This is a genomic window from Pseudomonas sp. 2848, from assembly GCF_003253945.1.
Classification (GTDB): domain Bacteria; phylum Pseudomonadota; class Gammaproteobacteria; order Pseudomonadales; family Pseudomonadaceae; genus Aquipseudomonas.
Map to the genome: position 1 here is coordinate 1 of NZ_QKZD01000013.1, position 23702 is coordinate 23702.

General features: G+C 65.0%; 22 protein-coding genes. 8 read left to right on the forward strand and 14 right to left on the reverse strand.

The window, feature by feature from the left end:
• Positions 1 to 107: 107 nt before the first annotated feature.
• Together DFS21_RS22195 and DFS21_RS22200 are read right to left on the reverse strand one after the other, a co-directional pair.
• On the reverse strand, positions 108 to 1037 hold the full coding sequence (locus DFS21_RS22195; protein ID WP_111533139.1) for a FecR domain-containing protein: 930 nt from the start codon (positions 1035 to 1037) through the stop codon (positions 108 to 110).
• Positions 1030 to 1569, reverse strand: coding sequence for a sigma-70 family RNA polymerase sigma factor (locus DFS21_RS22200; protein WP_111533140.1), 540 nt, complete (start codon positions 1567 to 1569; stop codon positions 1030 to 1032). Before DFS21_RS22200 ends, DFS21_RS22195 begins: the two co-directional genes overlap by 8 nt.
• A 169-nt stretch (positions 1570 to 1738) precedes the next feature.
• On the opposite strand from DFS21_RS22200, the gene DFS21_RS22205 reads away from it, so the two are divergent.
• The gene (locus tag DFS21_RS22205) at positions 1739 to 4666 is read left to right on the forward strand and encodes a TonB-dependent receptor (protein WP_111533141.1); all 2928 of its coding nucleotides are present in this window, start codon (positions 1739 to 1741) and stop codon (positions 4664 to 4666) included.
• A 253-nt stretch (positions 4667 to 4919) separates the two neighbouring features.
• Here the strand turns inward: DFS21_RS22205 and DFS21_RS22210 are convergent, their stop codons facing one another.
• From DFS21_RS22210 to DFS21_RS22250, 9 genes are all read right to left on the reverse strand, one after another.
• Entirely contained in the window at positions 4920 to 5618 is a 699-nt protein-coding gene (locus tag DFS21_RS22210) for an XRE family transcriptional regulator (RefSeq protein ID WP_110704162.1), read from the reverse strand.
• Positions 5619 to 5839: 221 nt separating this feature from the next.
• A complete protein-coding gene (gene ppa / locus DFS21_RS22215) occupies positions 5840 to 6367 on the reverse strand; it encodes an inorganic diphosphatase (protein WP_016484715.1) in 528 nt (175 codons plus the stop codon).
• Between the two features lie 91 nt (positions 6368 to 6458).
• Positions 6459 to 7274, reverse strand: a complete 816-nt coding sequence (locus DFS21_RS22220) for a zinc-dependent peptidase (protein ID WP_110704160.1) — start codon at positions 7272 to 7274, stop codon at positions 6459 to 6461.
• A 7-nt stretch (positions 7275 to 7281) separates the two neighbouring features.
• A complete protein-coding gene (locus DFS21_RS22225; protein WP_111533142.1) occupies positions 7282 to 7929 on the reverse strand; it encodes a DedA family protein in 648 nt (215 codons plus the stop codon).
• Positions 7930 to 8195: 266 nt separating this feature from the next.
• Complete coding sequence (locus DFS21_RS22230) at positions 8196 to 8654, reverse strand: N-acetyltransferase (protein WP_110704158.1); 459 nt, start codon at positions 8652 to 8654, stop codon at positions 8196 to 8198.
• A gap of 107 nt (positions 8655 to 8761) precedes the next feature.
• Complete coding sequence (eutC, locus tag DFS21_RS22235) at positions 8762 to 9580, reverse strand: ethanolamine ammonia-lyase subunit EutC (RefSeq protein ID WP_111533143.1); 819 nt, start codon at positions 9578 to 9580, stop codon at positions 8762 to 8764.
• 8 nt (positions 9581 to 9588) lie between these two features.
• Positions 9589 to 10983 (reverse strand): ethanolamine ammonia-lyase subunit EutB, encoded by a 1395-nt coding sequence (locus DFS21_RS22240; RefSeq protein ID WP_111533144.1) that lies wholly within the window; start codon positions 10981 to 10983, stop codon positions 9589 to 9591.
• A gap of 49 nt (positions 10984 to 11032) precedes the next feature.
• Positions 11033 to 12481, reverse strand: coding sequence for an ethanolamine permease (eat, locus tag DFS21_RS22245; protein WP_110703262.1), 1449 nt, complete (start codon positions 12479 to 12481; stop codon positions 11033 to 11035).
• Positions 12482 to 12717: 236 nt separating this feature from the next.
• Positions 12718 to 14238 carry an aldehyde dehydrogenase family protein gene (locus DFS21_RS22250; protein WP_110703259.1) on the reverse strand — a complete coding sequence of 507 codons (1521 nt, stop codon included), beginning with the start codon at positions 14236 to 14238 and terminating at the stop codon, positions 12718 to 12720.
• A 267-nt stretch (positions 14239 to 14505) separates the two neighbouring features.
• Here DFS21_RS22250 and DFS21_RS22255 point away from each other — a divergent pair, with 267 nt between their 5' ends.
• The 4 genes from DFS21_RS22255 to DFS21_RS22270 all read left to right on the forward strand — a co-directional run bounded on the left by DFS21_RS22255 (position 14506) and on the right by DFS21_RS22270 (position 18766).
• On the forward strand, positions 14506 to 16440 hold the full coding sequence (locus DFS21_RS22255; protein WP_111533145.1) for a sigma-54-dependent Fis family transcriptional regulator: 1935 nt from the start codon (positions 14506 to 14508) through the stop codon (positions 16438 to 16440).
• A 66-nt stretch (positions 16441 to 16506) separates the two neighbouring features.
• Positions 16507 to 17856, forward strand: a complete 1350-nt coding sequence (mpl, locus tag DFS21_RS22260) for a UDP-N-acetylmuramate:L-alanyl-gamma-D-glutamyl-meso-diaminopimelate ligase (RefSeq protein WP_046857294.1) — start codon at positions 16507 to 16509, stop codon at positions 17854 to 17856.
• On the forward strand, positions 17853 to 18482 hold the full coding sequence (gene ubiX / locus DFS21_RS22265) for a flavin prenyltransferase UbiX (protein WP_110703253.1): 630 nt from the start codon (positions 17853 to 17855) through the stop codon (positions 18480 to 18482). The genes mpl and ubiX overlap by 4 nt, the downstream gene beginning before the upstream one ends.
• 23 nt (positions 18483 to 18505) lie before the next feature.
• On the forward strand, positions 18506 to 18766 hold the full coding sequence (locus DFS21_RS22270) for a YceK/YidQ family lipoprotein (protein ID WP_371926923.1): 261 nt from the start codon (positions 18506 to 18508) through the stop codon (positions 18764 to 18766).
• A 93-nt stretch (positions 18767 to 18859) separates the two neighbouring features.
• Here the strand turns inward: DFS21_RS22270 and DFS21_RS22275 are convergent, their stop codons facing one another.
• From DFS21_RS22275 to DFS21_RS22285, 3 genes are all read right to left on the reverse strand, one after another.
• Positions 18860 to 19504, reverse strand: coding sequence for an oxidoreductase (locus tag DFS21_RS22275; RefSeq protein ID WP_110703247.1), 645 nt, complete (start codon positions 19502 to 19504; stop codon positions 18860 to 18862).
• 27 nt (positions 19505 to 19531) lie between these two features.
• A complete protein-coding gene (locus DFS21_RS22280) occupies positions 19532 to 21265 on the reverse strand; it encodes a C13 family peptidase (protein WP_111533146.1) in 1734 nt (577 codons plus the stop codon).
• A 106-nt stretch (positions 21266 to 21371) separates the two neighbouring features.
• Positions 21372 to 21827 (reverse strand): MaoC family dehydratase, encoded by a 456-nt coding sequence (locus DFS21_RS22285; RefSeq protein ID WP_023631661.1) that lies wholly within the window; start codon positions 21825 to 21827, stop codon positions 21372 to 21374.
• A gap of 151 nt (positions 21828 to 21978) precedes the next feature.
• Between DFS21_RS22285 and DFS21_RS22290 the strand changes: the two genes are divergently transcribed.
• Genes DFS21_RS22290 through DFS21_RS22300 form a run of 3 tightly spaced genes read left to right on the forward strand, consistent with a single transcriptional unit; the run spans position 21979 to position 23654 of the window.
• Positions 21979 to 22341 carry a CidA/LrgA family protein gene (locus DFS21_RS22290; RefSeq protein WP_102683791.1) on the forward strand — a complete coding sequence of 121 codons (363 nt, stop codon included), beginning with the start codon at positions 21979 to 21981 and terminating at the stop codon, positions 22339 to 22341.
• Positions 22338 to 23054, forward strand: coding sequence for an LrgB family protein (locus tag DFS21_RS22295; protein WP_111533147.1), 717 nt, complete (start codon positions 22338 to 22340; stop codon positions 23052 to 23054). The genes DFS21_RS22290 and DFS21_RS22295 overlap by 4 nt, the downstream gene beginning before the upstream one ends.
• 9 nt (positions 23055 to 23063) lie before the next feature.
• Positions 23064 to 23654 (forward strand): LON peptidase substrate-binding domain-containing protein, encoded by a 591-nt coding sequence (locus tag DFS21_RS22300; protein ID WP_110703244.1) that lies wholly within the window; start codon positions 23064 to 23066, stop codon positions 23652 to 23654.
• Positions 23655 to 23702: the final 48 nt, after the last annotated feature.

A 23702-nucleotide genomic window follows, 5' to 3' on the forward strand; every position in this document is an offset into this window, starting at 1 on the left:
CTATGCTCCCACACGTGCTCTAGGGCACCGCCGGCTTGCAGTCTGCCATCCACCGCTCTCACCCCTTCAGTCTAAGAGCCTTTCAAGACACAAGCGGCTGTGTAATGTCAGCGGCTGATGAATGTCCCCCCGGCCTCGCTGCGGATACGCAGCTTATGGCTCTGCGCCAACATGGCCAGGGCCAGGGGCAGGTCATCGATCGGGAAACTGCCCGATACCCGCAACTCGGCCAACGCCGGGTCGCAGACCAGGCGCTGGTCGCTGTAGCGCATCAGCTCCTGGGTCCATTGCAGCAATGGCATCTCGTCGATTACCAGCAGGCCATTGCGCCAGGCCAGCTGAGCGTCGCGTGCATCCTCCAGTGGATCGAATCGATCACGGCTGAAGCGCAGCTGCGAGCCTGCCTGGACGATGACACCGCCGACGGCTTCGGGCTGGACCTGGACGGCGCCTTCGTAGACCGCGAGCAGGGTCTTCTGGGGGAACTGGCGCACGCTGAAACGGGTGCCCAACGCCTGCATGACGCCTTGCCCGGTGCGCACCCGCAAAGGCCGCGACGGGTCCGCCGCGGTGACGATGTATATCTCGCCCCGGCGCAGGTGCAGCAGGCGCTGCTCGGCCGTGAAGCGCACGCTCAGCTCGCTGTCGCTGTTGAGAGAAACCTGGGTGCCGTCGGCCAGCAGCACATCCCGGCGCTCGCCCCGGGCGGTGAGGTAGTCGATGCCACCCTCGCTGCGCCGCCATGCCCACCAGCCCAGGGGGGCCGCGCCCAGCAACACCAGCAGGCTGCGCAGCACGGTGCGCCGGCTGCTGTCCGGGCGCACCAGCGTCTGTCGGGCCAGGGTGGGAGGCAAGGAGCCGAGGCGGGAGAGCAGGCGCTGCGCCCGGTTCCAGGCGCGTTCGTGCTCGGCATCGCGGTATCGCCAGTGCTCCAGTTCGAGCCGTTGCGCCGGCGTCAGTGGTCCTTCCTGCATCAACAGCAGCCAGGCGGCGGCCTGGGCGAGAATGGCCTGGGCTATGGGGGGCTGTTCACTCATCGGGCATCTGGCTCAGGCAGGCGACGTAGCCCTCGTGAATGTATTTCTTCACCGTCGGCAAGGCGATGTTCAGTGCCTGGGCGATGTCTTTCTGCTTCATGCCGTCCAGCGTTGCCATCAGAAAGGCTTGCCTGACCCGTGGCCGCAGGCTGTCGAGCACGGCATCGACCTCGTGCAGGGTCTCGAGAATCACGCTCTGCTGCTCGGGCGACGGATGTTCGACTTCGGGCACCAACGCCAGGGCCTCGAGCCAGGCCTGCTCAAGGGAGTGCCGTCGACGCCAGCTGACCAGCACGCAATTGGCGATACGGGCCAGGTAGGCACGTGGCTGGCGCAGGGTATCAGGCTGGGTGGTGTCGCGGCTGGCCAGCACGCGCACGAAAATGTCCTGGGCCAGGTCATCGGCCACGCCACGCCCCCAGGAGCGCAAGCGATACGCCAGCCAGCCGCGCAACCAGGCGTGGTGCTCGACGTACAGCGTGGTCACGGCGCAGTGCTCGATGTGCCGTGGCGGGTTCTTGAAGAGGGTCATGGCAGCGGGGCTAAGGGTGTAAATGCAAACAATTATCACTAGATTTGGCTAAATCACAAGATCAAGTGAAAATGCGAATCGCACGCATATACCTTTTTCGCTGTCGTGCGACAGAAGGGGTGCAAGCCCGCATCGAGTGCCGGGCACTGACCTCACGAGCGAGAAAAGCATGCCCGCCAGCTATCGGCTTCCCCCTGTTTCGCGCCCATTGCAACGCTTGTCCCCGATCAGCTTCGCCGTACGGTGCGCGGTGCTCGGCTGCTTGCTGGGCTCTGGCGCAAGCCTGGCCCAGGCCGCCCCGGCGGCAACCGAGAACACCCGGCCCGACGACGCCACGCGCCGCGACTACGATATCGCCCAGGGGCCGCTGGGCACCTCGCTGGGCGTGTTCGCCAAGCAATCGGGGCTGTTGCTGTCCTATGACCCCGACCTGACCCGCGGCCGCGCCGCGCCAGCGCTCAAGGGGCGCTTTACGGTGCAGGAGGGCGCCCGGCGCCTGCTAGCCCATACCGGCCTGCAACTGCTGCCGAACTCACGGGGGGCATACATCCTCATTCCGCAGGCTCAGGCATCGGCGGCGGCAACGGAGCTGACACCTACCGTGGTCGCCTCCAGCGAAATGGTCGACCCGCAGCGTGACACCTACCGCGCACCGCGTTCGACGGTGCACCTGTCGCGTGAAGACCTCGACCGCTTCAGCACCGTGTCGGTGGGCGACATGCTCAAGGGCGTGGCCGGCGTGCAGGTGGGCGACAGCCGCAACGGCGGCGCGCTGGACGTCAATATTCGCGGCATCCAGGGGCAAAGCCGGGTCGCGGTCAGGGTCGATGGCTCGGAGCAGGCGGTGGATGTCTACCGGGGCTACGGCGGCACCCAGCAGCGCAGCTACATCGACCCCGACCTGATCAGCAGCGTCACCGTGAACAAGGGCCCCAGCACCCGCTCGGGGGCGATTGGCGGTTCGGTGGAGATGAAGACCATCGGCGTCGATGACATCCTGGTCGATGGCAAGGACGTCGGCGTGCGCCTGACCGGCAACCTGTGGAACAACGGCGCCGAACCCGAGCACCGCAACCGCCATTCCCGCGATGAGGACCTGAGTGCAGCACCGCGTGATGAGCGCGGCAGCCTGTTCGGCTCCAAGGCCGAATCGGGCAGCGCCGCCTTTGCCTATTCCCACGAGCGATTCGACCTGGTGGCGGCCTACGCGCACCGCAACCAAGGCAACTACTTCTCTGGCAAGAAGGGCCTGGACCGTTACCGCCTCTACGATCGCTGGGGCGAGGAGCAGGCCAGTGTCGCCAACACCTACAATGCCGGCGAGGAAGTGCTCAACTCTTCGGCCGAGACCGACTCCTACCTGCTCAAGACCACCTGGCGGCTGGCCGATGACCACACCCTGGACCTCGGCTACCGGCGCTTCGACGGGCACATGGGCGAGATCATGCCGTCGGATATCTTCCGCTACGGCACCGCGGGCATCTACCAGTACCCCACCAGCGAAATCGAGATCGACACCTACACTGCGCGCTATCACTACCTGCCCGAAGGCAATCCGTGGGTGGACCTCACCAGCAACCTGTGGATGACCGACTCGAAGACCAGCACCTTGAGCGCGGCCTGGATGGCGCCCAAGTCGCAGTTGTTCCGCACCGACCGTGCCTGGTCGCGCCAGGACAATCGTCGCATCGGCGGCGACCTGAGCAATGTGTCGCGCTTCAGCACCGACCATGGCGATTTCAAGCTCGACCTGGGCGGTGCGTTCCAGCTCGAAGACCTGCAGCCGCAGAAGAACGTGGTGGCCACCCAGCACGACATCAACGCCAACCGCATGTTGCGCGATGCGTCGCGCCAGGAGTTCAGCTTCAACGGCAACCTGGAGTACAAACCCATCGAGGCGGTGACGCTGTGGGGCGGCGGCCGCTATGCCCACTACCGCACCAAGGACAACACGGTGCTGGCCGAGGCGCGGCGCGAGGAGCGCGAAATGCGCTGGATCACCGCCAGCAGCCCGGGGCACTGGGGCAGCATGATGTGGTTCCCGGACCAGAACGGCCAGTACACCGACGCCACCGACCCGCGCCTGAACAATGGCATCGTCTTCGAGAACAGCAACGAGCCGTTCAATGGCGTGCCGTTCAACGAGTCCGGCGCGACCAATGTGGTCGTCCACCCGGAAGGCGTCAGCAATGTGACCACCGGCTACAACTACACCCCGCAGGGTAAGAGCAGCGGCGGAGGCTTCTCGCCGGCTTTCGGCATCAACGTCGAGTTCCTCCCCGACACCTTCGTGTATGCCTCCTATACCCAAGGCCTGCGCCTGCCTTCGCTGTTCGAGACCAGCCAGGGCACCCAGCAGGTCACCCCGGGCAAGCACCTCAAGCCCGAGCGCTCACGCAGCTGGGAAGTCGGCGTGAGTGCCTTGCGCAGCGACCTGCTGACCGCGGGCGACGAGGCGTCGGCCAAGCTGGCCTGGTTCGACAATGACATCAAGCACTACATCACCCGCTACTACGACCCAAGCCCGGGGCTGTGGGGGCAGATGACGTTCAGCAACACCGACAGCTTCCACACCCGCGGCCTGGAGTTGCAGTCGCACTACGATGCCGGGCGGGTGTTTGCCGACCTGTCGGCCACCTACTACCTGATGACCGAGACCTGCGACGCAGCCTTTGCCGGCAAGTTGCGCGCCAGCGCCAATCAGTACCAGCGCACCCACGACACCCCGGACTGCACGCCGGGCAGCTACATGGGCTCTTACACCAACACGCAGAACCCGCCACGCTTCTCGGCCAACCTGCTGACCGGCTTGCGCTTCTTCGATGAGGCGCTGACCGTGGGCGGGCGCATGACCTATACCTCGGGGCCTACCGCGCAGATGGACAAGCCCTGGCAGACCGGCGCGACCACGCCGCAGATCGACTACCGCTCGGTGGCGCTGTTCGACCTGTTCCTCAAGTACAAGGTGCTGGAGCACACCGAGCTGAACGTGTCGGTGCAGAACCTGACGGACCGCTACTACCTGGATCCGCTGGCGCAGAGCTTCATGCCGGCACCTGGACGGACCTGGCGGGTGGGGATGGTGGCGCGATTCTGAGGGGTGCCTTGCTTGTCGACAGGCATTAAAAAGCCGGCTTGTGGCCGGCTTCTCGGGGACGGTCTTGGCTCATTTTTGATAAGCCGCAACCGCCTTAAACGGTTGGCAACATGGCCTGAAAAAGATGGCGGACGGCTGTGTGAGGCGTCGCCAGGCCCTCTGGAATGCGGCTTGCACCATCAGGGGGCATGATGTGCCGCGTAGCATACCCGTGTGTGTGGCCCCTGCCCAGCAAAAAGTGGTGCGAGGTGTTTCAGCCTGGGCGCGCAGGACGCAGGCACGACCACCAGAACACCCAGCCGAGGATTTCCACCTTCTGCACGCGGCGTTGATAGGCCGTGTAGCGTTCGCAGGGGTGGTTGAGGCGGTCATGGCTGTGCAGGCACAGCGTGCCGTTCTGGCCCAGGGTGAGATGGTGCACCCGCAGGCGGCCATTGTGCAGCAGTGCGTAGCATTCGCCTTCGACCACCCGGGTGAAGCTGCGGTCGACGGCTAGCAGGGTGCCCTCCGGCAGCAGGGGCAGCATGTTGTTGCCGGGCATACCGAGGCAGATGGCTTTTTCCGTCGACACCTGCAAGGCGTCCAGGGCTCGGCGGGGAACCGGCTGGTAATGCCCCGGCAGCGCCTGCAGGCTGCCCTGCTGCAGGTGATGCAGGGGCAGGTGCGCCATGCCTGTGTCCAGGCCCAGCAGCGGCGGTGGCAGTGCAATGCCCTGGGGCACGCAGCGGGCGGGTGCGAGCGGTGTCGGATGCTTCGGGCCCTCGCCACTGCGCAGCCAGCGCCTGCGCACGCAGAACAGGTCGGCGAGCTCGTCGAGCCTGGCCTGGGGCACGCCGCGTTTGAACCAGTTGTTGACGTGCTGCGGCGTGACCTTGCGCTGCGCGGCAAAGTCGGAAGGGGTCAGGTTGCACTCCAGCAGGAGGGCTTTGAGACGGTCACCGGATGTTTTCATGACGGCGAGTCTATCTCCCGTCGAACGGTGTGGAAATCAACCCGATGTCGAGGGTATTTGTAGGAAATATGGCGATTTGTAGGTGGTAGCTGAGGATCAGGTAGGAAGATTCGATATGGTGCCCAATTGCAGGGCCAACACGTTGCCTCAGGCCCGCTGCCGGGTGGCTGACGGTGCCCATAAAAAAACCCTGCCGGAGCAGGGTTTTCTTCGTGTCAGGTTCAGCCCTTGTAGGCTGCGACCGACTTGGTGATCGCGGCGCGGGCGGCGTCGGCGCCGTCCCAGCCTTCGATCTTGACCCACTTGCCCTTCTCGAGATCCTTGTAGTTCGCGAAGAAGTGCTCGATCTGCTGGATCAGCAGGGCAGGCAGGTCGGTGTATTCCTTCACGTCGACGTACAACTGCGACAGCTTGTCGTGAGGAACGGCGATGACCTTGGCGTCGCCGCCGCCGTCGTCGGTCATGTTCAGCACGCCAACCGGACGGGCGCGGATCACCGAGCCTGGCGCGACCGGGTACGGGGTCACGACCAGCACGTCCAGCGGATCACCGTCGTCGGCCAGGGTGTTGGGGATGAAGCCGTAGTTGGCCGGGTAGAACATTGGGGTGGCCATGAAGCGGTCGACGAACAGGGTGTCGCTGTCCTTGTCGATCTCGTACTTGATCGGCGCATGGTTGGCCGGGATCTCGATGGCGACGTAGATGTCGTTCGGCAGGTCTTTGCCGGCTGGAATCTTGCTGTAGCTCATTGGGCAATGCCCCCGTGTTTGATCAAAAAAGTGGCGGCGATTATAGGCACATTCCCACAGTGGGTGCCACGCCCGGCCTGATGCGCGGCGTTCAGCCGTGGCTGGCGCGGTAGTCCGGGTGCTCGGCCTGCAGACGTGCCAGGCGGCTCAGCGGATCCTGGCGGTAGAACAGCGACAGCTGCTGGTAGACCTTCGGGTAGGCCTCATGCAACAGGTCGGGCGCGCTGAAGAAGTATTCGCTGGTGACGGCGAAGAACTCAGCCGGGTTTTCCGCGGCATAGGGGTCGATGGCCGTCTCGGCGTCGGGGTTGGCGTCGAGCTGGCGGTTCAGCTCGTCGTAGGCCTGCTGCATGGCTTGGGCCCAGTCCTCCACGCGCATGCCGTTGTGCAAGGGTGGCAGGCCGTTGGCATCGCCATTGAGCATGTCCAGCTTGTGCGCCAGTTCGTGGATGACCAGGTTGTAGGCCTCCCAGCCGCCGCTGCTCAGGACGCCGGGCCAGGCGAGGATCACCGGCCCCTGCTGCCAGGCTTCGCCGCTGTGCTCGGCGTCCCAGACATGCTCGACCCCGCTGCTGTCGCGGTGGCGCTGGGGGCTCTTGAAGTCGTCCGGGTAGAGGATGATCTCGTGGAAGCCCTGGTACCAGTTCAGTTCGCCCAGGTGCAGCAGCGGTAACTGGGCCTGGGCGGCGAGGAACAGGCGCTGCTCGTCGTCCAGCTCGACGCCGGGCAGGGTGGTCAGGTGCTTGTCGCGCAGGAACAGCACGCAGGCGTCACGCAACCAGCGGTCTTCTTCGTCGCTGATGCCGTCGAGCAGCGGCAGGCGATCACGGATCACCTGCCACAGCTGTGGATCGACCGGATAGCGGGCCAGGGTGCGCCGGCGCCGCCAGGCGCTGAACGACCACATGCCCAGGTCAGTGGGCCTTGGCCGTGCGACCGAAGCGGCCGCGCAGCAGGCCGAGGATCATCGGCACCAGCGACAGCAGGATGATCGCCACCACCATCAGCGACAGGTGCTGCTTGATGAACGGCACGTTGCCGAAGAAGTAGCCCAGCGTTACCAGGCCGCCCACCCACAGCAGCGTGCCGGCCACGCTGAAGGCCAGGAAGCGCGGGTAGTGCATGTGGGCGATACCGGCGACGAACGGCGCGAAGGTACGCAGGATCGGCAGGAAGCGCGCCAGGGTAACGGTCTTGCCGCCATGGCGCTCGTAGAAGTCGTGGGTGCGCTGCAGGTAGTCCTTGCGGAAGATCTTCGAGTTGGGGTTGCGGAACAGGCGTTCGCCCGCCGTGCGCCCGATCACGTAGTTGGTGCTGTCGCCGAGGATTGCCGCGGCCATCAGCAGGCCGGCCAGCAGCGCCGGGTCCATCCCGCCACCGGCGGCCACGGCGCCGGCGATGAACAGCAGCGAGTCACCCGGCAGGAACGGCATGACCACCAGGCCGGTCTCGCAGAAGATCACCGCGAAAAGGATGGCGTAGATCCAGGGACCGTAGTTGTTGACCAGCAGATCGAGGTAGGCATCGAGATGCAGGATGAGGTCCAGCGGGTTGAAATCCATGTACAGCACCTGTGTTCTTGACCCGCTTCCACGGGCACGCGATGACGGACAGCGCCATGGTTGGGGAGGGTTTACCGGTTGTGCCGGTAACTTTTCTCACATGACAGGAGGGGGATTATACGGCGAAGTCCAGATCGTGCCCGGAGAGTTTGTAGCGAGGGGTTACGACTGTGGGATCGCTTTCGTGTTCATGGGAGCGGGCTTGCCCCGCGCTGGGGCCATCGCGGCAACCGCGCTACAAGCCCGCTCCCCGGTACGTGGCTTGCTCAATCCTGGCTGATCGGCAGGATGTAGTTCTCGAACTCGGTGTCTTTGCGAAAGCCCATGGATTCGTAGGTCTTCTGAGCCACTTCGTTGTCGCTGCTGGTGGACACGCGCAAGCGCACGGCGTTGGATTTCTTGGCCATCTTCTTGGCCTCGCGCATCAGGTTGTCGGCTACCAGCATGCGCCGCGAGTCTTCGGCGACGTAGATATCGTTGAGGATCCACACGCGCTTGAGCGACAGCGACGAGAAGCTCGGGTAGAGCTGGCAGAAGCCCATCAGGCGGTCATCGCCATCATCCGGCAGGGCCAGGTAGATGATCGACTCCTTGCGCTTGAGGCGCTTCTCAAGGAAGGCCCGCGAACTGTCCGGGTAAGGCAGTTGCCCATAGAACTCGCGGTATTTCACGAACAGCGGGGTGAGCAGGTCGAGGTGTTCCAAGGTTGCCTGGATAATGCGCATGGGCGGGCCTCTGAGTCCATTGGGAATACGGCGGATTGCCAGCAGCGTCCACTGGCATGCTGCCTAAAGCAGGCTAGAAGCGCAATCCGCCTTCGGTGACATGTTTTTTACCCTTCACCGAGCAGGAAGTTTCCGCTTTTCCCGGCAGAATCTTCGCTGTCGATACTATGGACCTCGGCTTCGTCCTTCAGATTCACCCCCGAAAGCTGGCGCCTGCAGGCCTCGCGCATCAGGTACAGCAGGCGATGAGCGGCCATGCCGTAGCTCAGGCCTTCGAGGCGTACATTGGAAATGCAGTTGCGGTAGGCGTCGGTCAGGCCGACCTTGGGTGCGTAGGTGAAGTACAGGCCCAGGCTGTCGGGTGAGCTCAGGCCTGGGCGTTCGCCGATCAGCATCACCGTCATGCGCGCGCCGAGCAGCTCACCCACTTCGTCGGCCACCGCGACCCGGCCCTGCTCCACCAGAATCACTGGGGCGCTGCTCCAGCCATCGGCGGCGGCCTGCTCCTCGAAACGGCTCAGGAAGGGCAGAGTGTGGCGGTGCACGGCCAGCGCCGACAGGCCATCGGCCACAACGATCGCCAGGTCGACGCCGCCGGGGTTGGCCTGGGCGTGCTCGCGCAGGCACTGGGCCGAGTCCTCGTGCAGGCGGCGGCCCAGGTCCGGGCGTTGCAGGTACTGGTGGCGGTCGCTGGCGGCGCTGTGCAGCAGCAGGCTGTCGCGCCCGCGCTCGCTGAGCTGCTGGCGCAGGCCGACGTGGTCGAAGGGCAGGTGCACGGCGTCGCGGGCCTGGGCATGGGCGAACTGGAAGTCCAGTTGGGCGCCGGTCGGCAGGCTGATACCGGTGCGCCCGAGGGCGATACGCGCGGGGGTGAGGTTGCGCAGGGCCAGCCAGGGGTTGTCGGGGGTGGGGGTGTGTCGTTCCATGCTCACCTCTAGGCCAGCTGTGCCAGGGCCTGGCGGAAGGCCTCCGGCAGGTTGTCGCCGAAGCGGATGCGGCCATCGGCCTGGGTGAAGATACCGGTACGTTCCAGCCACGCCTCGAATTCCGGCCCGGGCTTCAGGCCCAGGGTCTGGCGGGCATAGAGCGCGTCGTGGAACGAGGTGGTCTGGTAGTTGAGCATGATGTCGTCGGAGCCGGGGATGCCCATGATGAAGTTGATCCCGGCGACGCCCAGCAGGGTGAGCAGGGTGTCCATGTCGTCCTGGTCGGCTTCGGCGTGGTTGGTGTAGCAGATGTCGCAGCCCATCGGCACGCCCAGCAGCTTGCCGCAGAAGTGGTCCTCGAGGCCGGCGCGGATGATCTGCTTGCCGTTGTACAGGTACTCAGGGCCGATGAAGCCAACCACGGTGTTGACCAGGAACGGCTTGAAGTGGCGGGCCACGGCGTAGGCGCGGGTTTCGCAGGTCTGCTGGTCGACACCGTGGTGGGCGTTGGCCGACAGGGCGCTGCCTTGGCCGGTCTCGAAGTACATCAGGTTCTGCCCGACCGTGCCGCGCTTGAGTGACAGGCCGGCCTCGTAGCCTTCCTGCAGCACGTTGAGGTTGATGCCGAAGCCGGCGTTGGCCGCCTCGGTGCCGGCGATGGACTGGAACACCAGGTCCAGCGGCACACCGCGGTTGATCGCCTCGATCGAGGTGGTGACGTGGGTCAGCACGCAGGACTGGGTGGGGATGTCGTAACGTTGGATGATGGCGTCGAGCATTTCCAGCAGCGCGCAGATCGAGGCGATGCTGTCGGTGGCCGGGTTGATGCCGATCATCGCATCGCCGTTGCCGTACAGCAGGCCGTCGAGAATGCTCGCGGCGATACCGGCTGGCTCGTCGGTGGGGTGGTTGGGCTGCAGGCGGGTCGACAGCCGCCCGCGCAGCCCCATGGTGCCGCGGAACGCGGTGACCACGCGGATCTTCTGCGCCACCAGCACCAGGTCCTGCACGCGCATGATCTTCGACACCGCGGCGGCCATTTCCGGCGTCAAGCCAGGGGCCAGGGCCCTGAGGCTGTGTTCGTCGGCCTGGTCGCTGAGCAGCCAGTCGCGCAAGCCGCCGACGGTCAGGTGGCTGACCGTGGCGAAGGCTGCGGTGTCGTGGGTGTCGATGATCAGGCGGGTGACTTCGTCCTGTTCGTAGGGGATCAGCGCTTCGCTGAGAAAATGCTTGAGCGGGATGTTGGCCAGGGCCATCTGCGCGGCCACCCGCTCGCCGTCGTTACTGGCGGCGACGCCGGCCAGGTAGTCGCCCGAGCGTGCCGGGCTGGCCTTGGCCATCACGTCCTTGAGGCTGTCGAAGCGGTAGACCTGGTGGCCCACGGTATGCGTGAAACTTGCCATACAGAATCTCCAGGGCGCCGCAGGACTGGCCTGCGGCGCAAGTCGGCAATCAGTGCAGGGCCTCTTCGGCCTTCTGGATCGCGGCGAATTCCTCTTCCGGTGTACCGGCCACCAGGTGGTGGCGGCTGTAGAACGCAAAGTAGGCAATTAATACTGCATAGATCACCGCGGCGCCAATCACCACCCGGGGGTCGACCAGGAAACCGGCGACCACGGCGATGCAGGCCAGCACCAGGGCCACGCTCGAAGTGAAGATGCCGCCGGGGGTGCGGTACGGACGCTCCATTTTAGGGCGACGGATACGCAGGGTGATGTGCGCGGCCATCATCAGCACGTAGGACAGCGTGGCGCCGAACACCGCCACCAGGATCAGCAGGTCGCCCTGGCCGGTCAGCGACAGGGCGAAGCCGATGATCCCGGGGATCACCAGGGCCAGCACTGGGGCCTTGCTCTTGTTGGTTTCGGACAGCTTGCGTGGCAGGTAGCCCGCGCGGGAAAGGGCGAAGATCTGCCGCGAATAGGCATAGATGATCGAGAAGAAACTGGCGATCAGGCCGGCCAGGCCCACCAGGTTGACGAAGCCGCCCATCCAGGTCGAACCGCCGTAGGCCTTCGACAGCGCCTCGACCAGCGGGTTGCCCGAGGCCTTGAGGGCTTCGGAACCGGCGCCACCGGGGCCGACCACCAGGATCAACAAGGCGAAGGCCAGCAGCACCAGCATCGCGCCGATCAGGCCACGGGGCAGGTCACGCTTAGGGTTCTTGGTCTCTTCGGCGGCCAGTGGCACGCCTTCGACCGCGAGGAAGAACCAGATTGCATAGGGGATCGCCGCCCAGACGCCGACATAGCCGAACGGCAGGAAGCTGCTGGCGCCAACGGCGTCGGTCTTGGCGATGTCGAACAGGTTCGCTGCATCGAAATGCGGCACCATGCCGATCAGGAATACGGCCAGGGCGATGGCGGCGACCGCGGTGATGATGAACATCAGCTTCAGCGCCTCGCCGACCCCGAAGATGTGGATGCCGATGAACACGATGTAGAAGGCCAGGTAGATCATCCAGCCGCCGATACCGAACAGCGACTGGCAGTAGGCACCGATGAACACGGCGATGGCTGCGGGCGCGATGGCGTACTCGATGAGGATCGCCGTGCCGGTGAGGAAGCCGCCCCAGGGGCCGAAGGCGCTGCGGGCGAAGCCGTAGCCGCCGCCGGCGGTGGGGATCATCGACGACAGTTCCGCCAGAGAAAAGCACATGCACAGGTACATGGTGGCCATCAGCAGGGTGGCGAGGAACATGCCGCCCCAGCCGCCTTGTGCCAGGCCGAAGTTCCAGCCGGCGTAGTCGCCGGAGATCACATAGGCCACGCCCAGGCCCACCAGCAGGACCCAGCCGGCGGCGCCTTTCTTCAGTTCACGTTGCTGGAAATAGTCCGAGCCGACCTTTTCGAAGTCGACGGAGGAGCTTGCCGGCGCGCCGGCGGAATGATCGCTTGGCATGGATTCACCTGTTTTTCTTCTTGGTGGCCGGAAGGGTTCCGGGCCGATGGTGATAGGTACTGCAGGAAGCGAGCCAGAGCAGGTGCTGCACGGCAACCGCAAATGGCCTGATAACGGTGGTTGCTTCATCGCTGGCAAGCCAGCTCCCACAGAGCAATGCGCAGTCCCTGTGGGAGCCGGCTTGTCGTGGCGACGAACCGCGGCGAAAGGGCTGCAAAGCAGCCCTAATCCACGATCTAGAAGAAGCCCAGCGGGTTGATGTCGTAGCTCACCAGCAGGTTCTTGGTCTGCTGGTAGTGGTCGAGCATCATCTTGTGGGTTTCACGGCCGACGCCGGACTTCTTGTAGCCACCGAACGCGGCATGCGCCGGGTACAGGTGGTAGCAGTTGGTCCATACGCGGCCGGCCTTGATGCCGCGACCCATGCGATAGGCGCGGTTGATGTCGCGGGTCCACACGCCGGCACCCAGGCCGAACTCGGTGTCGTTGGCAATCGCCAGGGCCTCGGCCTCGTCCTTGAAGGTGGTGACGCTGACCACCGGGCCGAAGATCTCCTCCTGGAACACGCGCATCTTGTTGTTGCCTTTGAGCAGGGTCGGCTGGATGTAGTAACCGCTGGCCAGCGCGCCTTCGAGTTGCTCCACCTTGCCGCCGGTGAGCAGCTCCGCGCCCTCTTCCTGGGCGATCTTAAGGTAGGACTGGATCTTCTCGAACTGCTGCTGCGAAGCCTGGGCGCCGACCATGGTGTCGGTGTCCAGTGGGTCGCCGCGCTTGATCTGCAGCACCTTCTTCATCACCACTTCCATGAACTGCGGGTAGATTGACTCCTGCACCAGGGCACGCGATGGGCAGGTGCACACCTCGCCCTGGTTGAAGAACGCCAGCACCATGCCTTCGGCCGCCTTGTCGATGAAGCTCGGCTCGGCCTGCATGATGTCCTCGAAGTACACGTTCGGCGACTTGCCGCCCAGCTCGACGGTGGAGGGGATGATGTTCTCGGCGGCGCATTTCATGATGTGCGCGCCCACCGGGGTAGAGCCGGTGAAGGCGATCTTGGCGATGCGCTTGCTGGTGGCCAGGGCTTCGCCCGCTTCACGGCCGTAGCCTTGCACCACGTTGAGCACGCCCTTGGGCAGCAGGTCGCCGATCAGTTCCATCAGCACGCTGATGCCCAACGGGGTCTGCTCGGCGGGCTTGAGCACCACGCAGTTGCCAGCAGCGAGGGCCGGGGCAAGCTTCCAGGCGGCCATCAGCAGCGGGAAGTTCCACGGGATGATCTGCCCGACCACGCCCAGCGGCTCGTGGATGTGATAGGCCACGGTGTTTTCGTTGATCTCTGCGGCGCCGCCTTCCTGGGCGCGGATGCAGCCGGCGAAGTAGCGGAAGTGATCGACCGCCAGTGGGATGTCGGCGTTGAGGGTCTCGCGGATTGGCTTGCCGTTGTCCCAGGTTTCGGTGATGGCCAGCAGCTCGAGGTTCTGTTCGATGCGGTCGGCGATGCGCAGCAGGACGTTGGAACGGTCCTGCACCGAAGTGCGGCCCCAGGCATCGGCGGCAGCGTGGGCCGCGTCGAGGGCCTTTTCGATGTCTTCGGCGGTGGAGCGGGGGAACTCGGCGATCAGCTTGCCGTTGACCGGGGAGGTGTTCTCGAAATACTGCCCCTTCACCGGCGCCACGAACTCACCACCGATGTAGTTGCCGTAGCGGCTCTTGAAGTTGACCTTCGCGCCTTCGGTGCCGGGATGTGCATAACGCATGATGTGTCTCCTGGTCGTTGTGATTGTTGCGGAGTTACCAAGCGTAGAGCAAAGGTCGGGCCAGCGCCTGGAGGCCCTTGTGTATCAATGACTTGGGTCAAGGGCGACGCCGCTATCGAAATGACCTGTGCCAGCCTCGGCACGGCCAGGGTGACACTTTGTACCCTTTGCGACACAGGCCGTGACCGCAGGGTCGGTGCAACGTTGCAAAGCGTTCACGCCTGGAGGATGCTGACGGCACGCTCTATCTGCGGAGAACAACAAGAAATGCAGAGCAATCCGTTCAGCCGCCATGCCCAGCAAGTGCTCACGGTCGCCCAAGGCCAGACCAGCGGGCCGGGCAGCGACCCGTCCATCGCCCGCTCCTGGCTACGTTGCCTGGAGGACTACCACCTCGACCCCGCGCGGGTCCAGGCACCGGTGGTGCTCGAACACGGCCGCCTGCTGGAGAGCCGCGAGCGCCTGCGCCAGGTGCTGCAGATCGCCGACAACGAGATGAACAGCCTGCACCAGCAGTTGTCCGGTGCCGGGCATGCAGTGCTGCTGACCGATGCTCGCGGGGTGATCCTCAACTGCGTCACCGCGCCCAGCGAGCGGCGCATCTTCGAGCGTGCCGGGCTGTGGCTCGGCGCCGACTGGAGCGAGGCCCGCGAAGGCACCAACGGTATCGGTACCTGCCTGGTCGAGCGCCAGGCCCTGACCATTCACCAGGACGAACACTTCCGTGGCCGCCACACCGGGCTGACCTGCTCGGCCAGCCCGGTATTCGACCCACACGGCGAGTTGCTGGCGGTGCTCGATGTGTCGTCGGCGCGGCCCGATGTCTCGCGCCAGAGCCAGTTCCACACCATGGCGCTGGTCAACCTGTCGGCGAAGATGATCGAGAGCTGCTACTTCCTGCGCCACTTCGAGCAGCAATGGCTGCTGCGTTTCCACCTGCAGGCCGAGTCGGTCGGGCTGTTCAGCGAGGGCCTGTTGGCCTTTGATGGCGACGGGCGGATCTGCGCCGCCAACCAGAGCGCGTTGAACCTGCTGGGTACTATCCGTGGTGGGGTGCTGGGCAAGCCATTGGACAGGTTCTTCGCCTGCAGCCACGACGAATTGTTCAGCCGCGCCACGCCCCAGGGCAGCAGCGCGTGGCCGCTGTATACCCGCGACGGTCGCCAGGTATTCGCCAGCCTGCGCGGCCAGGCGCGGGCACCGGTGTGGTCGGTGCCGGTGGCCTTGCCCCAGACCGCTGCGCCGGGCATCTGCTTGCTCGATCCGGCCTTGCGCGAGGACTTTCGCCGCGCCGTGCGGGTGTTCGAACGTGACGTGCCGCTGCTGTTGCGCGGCGAAACCGGTTGCGGCAAGGAAGCTTTTGCCCAGGCCGTGCACCAGGCCAGCGCACGCCATGACAAGCCGTTCGTGGCGATCAACTGCGCATCGATCCCGGAGAGCCTGATCGAGAGCGAGCTGTTCGGCTATCGCGGCGGCAGCTTCACCGGTGCGCGCAAGGAAGGCATGCGCGGCAAGCTGCTGCAGGCCGATGGCGGCACCTTGCTGCTGGACGAGATCGGCGACATGCCGTTGGCGCTGCAGACTCGCTTGCTGCGGGTACTGGAAGAGCGCCAGGTGGTGCCGATCGGTGGTGAGCCGCAGGCGGTGGATGTGCGGATCATCAGCGCCACCCACCGTGACCTGCTGGACCGGGTGGCGCAAGGCGGGTTCCGCGAAGACCTTTACTACCGGCTCAACGGCCTGGAGGTGGCCTTGCCGGCGTTGCGCGAACGCAGCGACAAGGCACAGCTGCTGGATTTCCTGCTGGCACAGGAGGGCGAAGGGCAGGTCGTCGAAATCGAACCGAAGGCACGGCAGGCGCTGCTGGATTTTGCCTGGCCAGGGAACGTGCGGCAGTTGCGCAATGTGCTGCGCACGCTGGTGGCGTTGTGCGAGGAAGGGCGGATCGAGTATCCGGACCTCCCGCAAATGGTATGCAACGTGGCAGCGGGCCCTGCCAACGCCATCGCGGGGCAAGTCGCATCGGCGCACCGCCGCTCCCGCGATGGTCGTGTCTGTCTTGGGGATGCTGAACGCCAAGCCTTGCTCAGCGCCCTGGAGGCAAACCACTGGCACATGACCCGCGTCGCCGAGCACCTGGGCATCAGCCGCAACACCCTGTATCGAAAACTGCGCAAACATGGCATAGCCAAGGTCTGCTGAACGAAACAGCGTGTGCGATTTTTCTCGGCCTACGCTACCCTGCCTCGACGTTTTGCGAGGTCGATCATGCACATTCATATTCTCGGTATTTGCGGCACTTTCATGGGTTCGCTGGCGGTGCTGGCCAAGGACCTTGGCCACCGTGTCACCGGCTCCGACGCCAACGTTTATCCGCCGATGAGCACCCAGCTCGAAGCCCAGGGCATCGAGCTGACCCAAGGCTACGACCCGGCCCAGCTGGAGCCGGCACCGGATCTGGTGGTGATCGGCAACGCCATGTCGCGGGGCAACCCGGCGGTGGAGTACGTGCTGAACAAGGGCCTGCCGTACGTATCGGGCCCGCAGTGGCTGGCCGACCATGTGCTGCAGGGCCGCTGGGTGCTGGCCGTGGCCGGTACCCATGGCAAGACCACTACCAGCAGCATGCTGGCCTGGGTGCTGGAACACGCCGGCATGAGCCCGGGCTTCCTGATCGGCGGCGTGCCGCAGAACTTCTCGGTGTCGGCGCGCCTGGGCGATACGCCGTTCTTCGTTGTCGAGGCCGACGAGTACGACAGCGCCTTCTTCGACAAACGCTCCAAATTCGTGCACTACCATCCGCGTACCGCGATCCTCAACAATCTCGAGTTCGATCACGCGGACATCTTCCCCGACCTGGCGTCCATCGAGCGGCAGTTCCACCACTTGGTTCGCACTATTCCCAGTGAGGGCCTGGTCATTCACCCGACCACCGAGCAGGCGCTGGAGCGCGTCATCGGCATGGGCTGCTGGACCCCGGTGCAGACCACGGGCGAGGGTGGCCAGTGGCAGGCGCGCCTGCTCAGCGCCGATGGCTCGCGCTTCGAAGTGCTCTTCGAAGGCCAGGCGCAGGGGGTGGTGGATTGGGCGCTGACCGGCCAGCACAACGTCGCCAACGCCCTGGCCACCCTGGCAGCCGCCCGTCATGTCGGCGTCGCGCCGGCCATGGGTATCGAAGGCCTGAGCGCGTTCAAGAGCGTCAAGCGCCGCATGGAACTGGTTGCCGAGGTTCAGGGTGTGACCATCTATGACGACTTCGCCCACCACCCGACCGCCATCGCCACCACCCTCGATGGCCTGCGCAAACGCGTTGGCGAGGCGCCGGTGATCGCGGTGATAGAGCCGCGCTCCAACTCCATGAAGCTGGGCGCGCACCGCGACGGCCTGCCGGAAAGCGTCAACGACGCCGACCAGGTGATCTGGTACGCACCGCCCAACCTGGGCTGGGACCTGGCCGGCACCGCCGCGCAGTGCAAGGTGCCGAGTGTGGTGGCCGACAGCCTCGAGGCGATCATCGAACGGATCAAGGGCCAGGCCCGCCCAGGCACCCATGTGGTGATCATGAGCAACGGCGGCTTCGGCGGCCTGCACGGCAAGCTGGCCGAGGCGCTGAAGTGAGCGGCCCGGAGCGCATCACCCTGGCCATGACCGGCGCCTCTGGGGTGCAATATGGCCTGCGCTTGCTTGACTGCCTGGTGCGCGAGGACCGCGAGGTGCATTTCCTCATCTCCAAGGCCGCGCAATTGGTAATGGCCACCGAGACCGACGTGGTGTTGCCAGCCAAGCCACAGGCCATGCAGGCGTTCCTGACCGAGTACACCGGTGCGGCCGACGGGCAGATCCGCGTGTATGGCAAGGAGGACTGGATGTCGCCGGTGGCCTCGGGCTCCGGCGCGCCATCGGCGATGGTGGTGGTGCCATGCTCCACCGGCACCCTGTCGGCGATCGCCACCGGTGCCTGCAACAACCTGATCGAGCGGGCCGCCGACGTAACCCTGAAGGAACGTCGGCAGTTGATCCTGGTACCGCGCGAGGCACCATTCTCGACCATTCACCTGGAGAACATGCTCAAGCTGTCGCGGATGGGCGCGGTGATCCTGCCGGCGGCGCCGGGCTTCTACCATCAGCCGCAGACCATCGACGACCTGGTCGATTTTGTCGTGGCACGCATCCTGAACCTGCTGAACATCCCCCAGGACATGCTGCCGCGCTGGGGCGAGCATCATCATGGGGTCGATGATTGAGGCGGCTGGTGTTGGGGTTGCTGATGCTGGCCCAGCTCGGTGGCTGCGCCACGGTGCGCACCCTGGATGCCAACAAGCCCGGGGCGCCGGTGGTGTATGCCGGGACACGGCTTGACCTGTACGTGATCAATGGCGGGTGCTGCCCAGAGGACCGGTTCGGGGCCGAGGCGCCGGTCTATCCGGGGCTGGACCTGCCTGGGAGCGCGTTGCTTGATACGCTGCTGCTGCCGTTGTCGTTGCTGACAGCGGCGGGGGTGGGGTTCAACGCTACCGGTGGGTTGTAAAAGCATCGCGGGGCAAGCCCGCTCCCACGCTACGGGCTATCGCTCAAGGGCGTGGGAGCGGGCTTGCCCCGCGATAAGGCCGGCATTGCCGACCTATTTTTTGCCGAGTTTTCTCAAATCGTCCGACTCGACCACGCGAATCCCGTCCTCCTCCTCCAACGCCAGGCGCCACAGCGCCCGGGCCAGGGTGCAGGCCTCGATGCCGCGGTACTTGCCCGGGATCAGGCGGGCGAACGGTGCCGCCATCCGTTCAGCCAGGCGTGGCTCGATCCGCTCGCCCAGCAACAGCGAAGGCCGCACGATGGTCAATTGCGGCCAATCCTGCTGCTTGAGCGCTTCCTCCATCTCGCCCTTGACCCGGTTGTAGAAGATCGATGACTTCGGATCGGCGCCAAGGGCACTGATCACCAGCAGATGGCGGGCGCCCAACTCCCGGGCGCGCTTGCTGAAGGCCACGACCATGTCCAGGTCCACGGCCCGGAAGGCCGTCTCGGAGCCGGCCTGCTTTAGCGTGGTGCCCAGGCAGCAGAAGGCGATGTCGACACGGCCGGCCAGTTGGGGAAGAAACATGGCCGGGTCACCCACCGGGTTTTCCAGGTGCGGATGCTCGGCCAGCGGGCGGCGCGTGGGCGCCAGCACGCGGCTGATGGTGGGCTCGTTGAGCAGGCGGTCGAGCAGGTGTTCACCTGTCAGACCTGTGGCACCGGCAAGCAGGACATGCTGAGGCGTCAGGTACATGGTGTCTCTCCCTCGTTACTACACAGCTTAGTGGGCACCAGGGTTTTTTGCCTGATCCCCCGAAGCTGGCTGGGCTTCATTGCGCAGGGCGTGCTCGGCTTGTTGGCGGCGCAGACGCTGCCAGTGGCTGATCACCGCCGGCGGCGCCCAGAGCTGCGGCTCAGAGGCTTCGAAACCTTCCCTTCGTTCTCGTTCGGCAACGCTTTGCCGCGCCAGTTCAAACGCCTGTTTCAGATCGTCGGTCTGGTTCAACGCCTGGGCGAACAGGGCGTCGCCGAAGTAGGTGAAGTCGGCCTCTTCCGAACAGCCGAATGACACCCGGTCAGGCCGGGCGGCGGTCATGACCAGGGTGCGGTCGTCCTTGAGCGGGGCGATGTAGCCACCGGAATAGCAGGCGGAGATGACGATCACCTTGTCGCGGTCCTTCAGCGGGGCAAGGGCGCTGGCCAGCTCGTCGGCGGACAAATCGGCCAGTTGCAGGCGTGGCTGGTCGAGCACCAGTTGGTGATCGTGGCTGCCATGGCTGGTCAGGTATATGAACACCAGGTCCTCGGGGCCGCTGCGCTCGGCCAGGGTGCGGGCGGCGCGGGTGAGGTTCTCGCGGGTGGCCATGGGCCGATCGGCCAGGTGGTCGCGGTGGTTGACCAGGGTGACCTGGCCATGGGCGCCGAAACGCACCTTGAGCATGTTGCTGACATAGTCGGCTTCGCGCAGGAACACGCTCTGCTGGCCGTCGCCGGCCACCACCAGGCTGTACAGCTGCACCGGCGGGATCGACGCCGGCACCTTGGCCAGGGCGTCGGCCAGCAGCTTGCCCTGGTTGAGCAGGGCAAGGTCGAGCGGGTCGGGCAAAAGCTTGCCCTGGGCGTCGCGCACGCGCACGCCGTTGACCCAGGTGCCGGCTTCGCTGCGACCATCCGGGTGGGTCAGCTTGCCACGCCCGTGGTAGGCATGGTCGGCGAAACCGCCGACATACTGGCTACCGTCGGCCAGTTGCAAGGTGCCGGTGCCAGCGAAGCGCCAGTCACGGAAGCCACCCTTGTAGCGGCTGCCATCGCTGCCCAGCAGTTCGCCCTGGCCGGCCAGCGATCCGTCCTTGAAGTCGCCGATCCAGACGTCGCCTTCGGCGCTCTCGTAGCGGCCACGGCCCTCGAGGCGATTGTCCTTGAACTCGCCGATGTACTGTTCGCCGTCGGCGCTGTCGTAGGTGCCGGCACCCTGTAGTTGGCCCTCGATGAAGTGGCCGCTGAACTGGTTGCCGCTGGCATCGCTGCGTACCCCGGCACCGTTCGGCTTGCCCTTGGCGAACAGGCCCTGGTAGCGGCTGCCGTCAGCCAGCTCCAACTGCCCCGCGCCTTCGTACTGGTCGTCCTTGAACTGGCCGCGGTAGGTCTGGTCGTGTTGCTTGAGGGTGCCTTCGCCATCCCGGCGGCCATGCTTGAAGGTGCCGGCGTAGTGGCTGCCGGGCGTGGTCAGGTCGCCCAGGCCCTGGAACAGGCCTTCACTGAACTGTCCACGGTAGACCTCGCCGTTGCTGCCATGCCATTCACCTTGGCCGTGCCACTGGCCATCCTTGAAGTTGCCGGCGTACCAGCTGCCGTTGGGGTAGTCGATACGCCCCTCGCCCTGCAGCAGGCCGTTCACCACCTGGCCACGGTAGCGACCGCCATCGGGCAGGCGCGCGTCCGGCGGAGACAGGGATTCGCCTTCGCCACAAGCGGCGAGCAGCAGGATCAGGGTGAGAGGGAGCAGGGGGCGCATGGCGGCTTCCGGGGAAAACGATGCGCCGAGTATGCCGCAGAATACGCCAGGCCGTGAATTGGGGCGCTGCGCGCCCCGTGCGTCTGCACCAGGCGCGGTGTGGTGATCAGACGAAGCAGAGTGACAGTGGTTCGGCGATGTAGGCCGGCTTCTCTTCGCCTTCGATTTCAAGGGTGACCGTGGCCTTGAGCAGCCATTGCCCGGGCTTCTTTTCGGTGGCGTCGGTCAGGTCGACTTTGAGTCGTACCTGGCTGTCGACCTTCACCGGCTGGATGAAACGCACACTGTCCAAGCCGTAGTTGACCACCATCTTCAGCCCTTCGGGCAGCACGAGAATGTCTTCCATCAGCTTGGGGATCAGCGACAGGGTAAGGAAACCATGGGCGATGGTGCTACCGAACGGGGTCTTGGCCGCTTTCACCGGATCGACATGGATGAACTGGAAATCGCCGGTGGCTTCGGCGAACAGATTGATGCGTTCTTGGTCGATCTTCAGCCATTGGGAACGGCCCAGCTCCTTGCCAACGTACTGCGAAAGCTCTGTAACGGGTACATAGGGCATCGCGACATCTCCAGATTGTCATTTGGTACGAATGTTCAAGATCAGCACGCTGCACCGTTTCAGTCAAGTTGCCCGTTTTTCGCCGAATATCGCCTTATAGGCAATTGCTTAGCGTGCTTATAATGGCCGCCATGTTCTGACGGAGGTCCCTATGCTGTTGCGTGGTCTGACCTGGCTGGTGCTGTTCCAGTTGCTGGGAACGGCGATCAACCATTTGTTCCTGCACATCCTGCCCGGACCCATCATCGGCCTGTTGCTGCTGCTGGTGTTCCTGATGGTTCGTGGCGAAGTCGGCCAGCCGCTCAACGAGGCCGCTGGCAGCCTGCTGCGCTACCTGCCGCTGCTGCTGGTGCCGCCGGCGGTGGGGGTGATGGTCTATGCCAGGGACATCGCGGCGGACTTCTGGGCCATCGTCGGGGCGCTGTTGATTTCCTGCCTGGCGACCTTGGTGTTCGTCGGCGTGCTGATGCAGAAACTCATCCAGCGCCAGGGCAAGCACGAGGAGCAGCCATGACCCTCGATTGGCAAGGCGCGCTCGACGCGGTCATCCACCATCCGCTGTTCGGCATCGGCATCACCTTGGCCGCCTACCAGCTGGTGCTGGCAGGTTATGAAAAGACCCGCTGGATCTTCCTGCAACCGGTGCTGGTGTCGATGCTGGGGGTGATCAGCATCCTGCTTGTCTGCGGCATCGACTACGCCGAGTACCGCAAGAGCACCGAGATCATGAACATCCTCCTTGGCCCGGCCACCGTGGCCTTGGCGGTGCCGCTCTACCTGAACCTGCGGCGGATCCGCCAGCTGTTCTGGCCGACATTTACTACGCTGGTAATCGGAGGCCTGTTCGCCACCGTGGCGTGTCTGGCGCTGGGCTGGTGGTTTGGCGCCGAGCACATGATCCTGATGACCATGGCGCCGAAGTCGGTCACCTCGCCGATTGCCATGCTGGTGGCCGAGCAGATTGGTGGTGTGGCGGCCCTCGCCGCGGTGTTCGTGCTGATCACCGGGGTGATCGGTGCGATCTTCGGCCCGGCGCTGCTAAGCCGCTTCGGCGTGCTCAGCCCCGAGGCCCGGGGCATGGCGCTGGGCGTCACCGCTCACGCGGTGGGCACATCGGTGGCTTTGCAGGAAAGTGACGAATGCGGCGCCTTCGCCGCGCTGGCGATGAGCCTGATGGGGGTGGCCACGGCGGTGTTCCTGCCGTTGGCGGTCAGCCTGGTGGCTTGAGGAATCGAGATGACATTACCGCTGTTTCCCCTCAATACCGTGCTGTTCCCCGGTTGCCTGCTCGATCTGCAGATCTTCGAGGCGCGCTACCTGGACATGATCGGCCGTTGCATGAAGCAGGGTGAAGGCTTTGGCGTGGTATGCATCCTGGAAGGCGAGCAGGTGGGCAAGGCGGCGCCGGTGGTGGCGTCGGTCGGCTGCGAGGCGCTGATCCGCGACTTCGTGCAGCAGGACAACGGTCTGCTGGGCATTCGCGTCGAAGGCGTGCGGCGTTTTCGTGTCGAGCGCACCGAGGTGCAGAAGGACCAGTTGATGGTCGGCGAGGTACAGTGGCTGTCGGAACTGGCGGATGGGCCGCTGCAGGAGCAGGACGATGACCTGCTGGCGCTGCTGCTGGCCCTGGGTGAACACCCGATGGTCGAGGCGCTGGACATGCCGCGGGATGTCGACGGGCGACAGGCGTTGGCCAACCAGTTGGCCTACCTGTTGCCGTTCGTGGAAGAGGACAAGCTCGACCTGCTGGCAATCGATTCGCCCCAGCTCAGGCTGGAGGCGATCCAGGCGTTACTGGAGCGGATCCAGGGCGAACTATTCGCCTGAACCGTCCAGGCCCGCTCCGATGTTTGGTAGGAGCGGGCTACCAAGTGC

Coding starts and splice junctions, on each gene's coding strand:
- DFS21_RS22280 (WP_111533146.1), bottom strand. CDS start 21,265: ATGCGCCCCCTGCTCCCTCTCACCCTGATCCTGCTGCTCGCCGCTTGT.
- DFS21_RS22275 (WP_110703247.1), bottom strand. CDS start 19,504: ATGTACCTGACGCCTCAGCATGTCCTGCTTGCCGGTGCCACAGGTCTG.
- DFS21_RS22295 (WP_111533147.1), top strand. CDS start 22,338: ATGACCCTCGATTGGCAAGGCGCGCTCGACGCGGTCATCCACCATCCG.
- DFS21_RS22300 (WP_110703244.1), top strand. CDS start 23,064: ATGACATTACCGCTGTTTCCCCTCAATACCGTGCTGTTCCCCGGTTGC.
- DFS21_RS22290 (WP_102683791.1), top strand. CDS start 21,979: ATGCTGTTGCGTGGTCTGACCTGGCTGGTGCTGTTCCAGTTGCTGGGA.
- DFS21_RS22230 (WP_110704158.1), bottom strand. CDS start 8,654: ATGCGCATTATCCAGGCAACCTTGGAACACCTCGACCTGCTCACCCCG.
- DFS21_RS22225 (WP_111533142.1), bottom strand. CDS start 7,929: ATGGATTTCAACCCGCTGGACCTCATCCTGCATCTCGATGCCTACCTC.
- DFS21_RS22210 (WP_110704162.1), bottom strand. CDS start 5,618: ATGAAAACATCCGGTGACCGTCTCAAAGCCCTCCTGCTGGAGTGCAAC.
- DFS21_RS22200 (WP_111533140.1), bottom strand. CDS start 1,569: ATGACCCTCTTCAAGAACCCGCCACGGCACATCGAGCACTGCGCCGTG.
- DFS21_RS22285 (WP_023631661.1), bottom strand. CDS start 21,827: ATGCCCTATGTACCCGTTACAGAGCTTTCGCAGTACGTTGGCAAGGAG.
- DFS21_RS22255 (WP_111533145.1), top strand. CDS start 14,506: ATGCAGAGCAATCCGTTCAGCCGCCATGCCCAGCAAGTGCTCACGGTC.
- eutC (WP_111533143.1), bottom strand. CDS start 9,580: ATGGAACGACACACCCCCACCCCCGACAACCCCTGGCTGGCCCTGCGC.
- DFS21_RS22250 (WP_110703259.1), bottom strand. CDS start 14,238: ATGCGTTATGCACATCCCGGCACCGAAGGCGCGAAGGTCAACTTCAAG.
- DFS21_RS22220 (WP_110704160.1), bottom strand. CDS start 7,274: ATGTGGTCGTTCAGCGCCTGGCGGCGCCGGCGCACCCTGGCCCGCTAT.
- DFS21_RS22195 (WP_111533139.1), bottom strand. CDS start 1,037: ATGAGTGAACAGCCCCCCATAGCCCAGGCCATTCTCGCCCAGGCCGCC.
- DFS21_RS22270 (WP_371926923.1), top strand. CDS start 18,506: ATGCTGGCCCAGCTCGGTGGCTGCGCCACGGTGCGCACCCTGGATGCC.
- ppa (WP_016484715.1), bottom strand. CDS start 6,367: ATGAGCTACAGCAAGATTCCAGCCGGCAAAGACCTGCCGAACGACATC.
- eat (WP_110703262.1), bottom strand. CDS start 12,481: ATGCCAAGCGATCATTCCGCCGGCGCGCCGGCAAGCTCCTCCGTCGAC.
- DFS21_RS22205 (WP_111533141.1), top strand. CDS start 1,739: ATGCCCGCCAGCTATCGGCTTCCCCCTGTTTCGCGCCCATTGCAACGC.
- mpl (WP_046857294.1), top strand. CDS start 16,507: ATGCACATTCATATTCTCGGTATTTGCGGCACTTTCATGGGTTCGCTG.
- DFS21_RS22240 (WP_111533144.1), bottom strand. CDS start 10,983: ATGGCAAGTTTCACGCATACCGTGGGCCACCAGGTCTACCGCTTCGAC.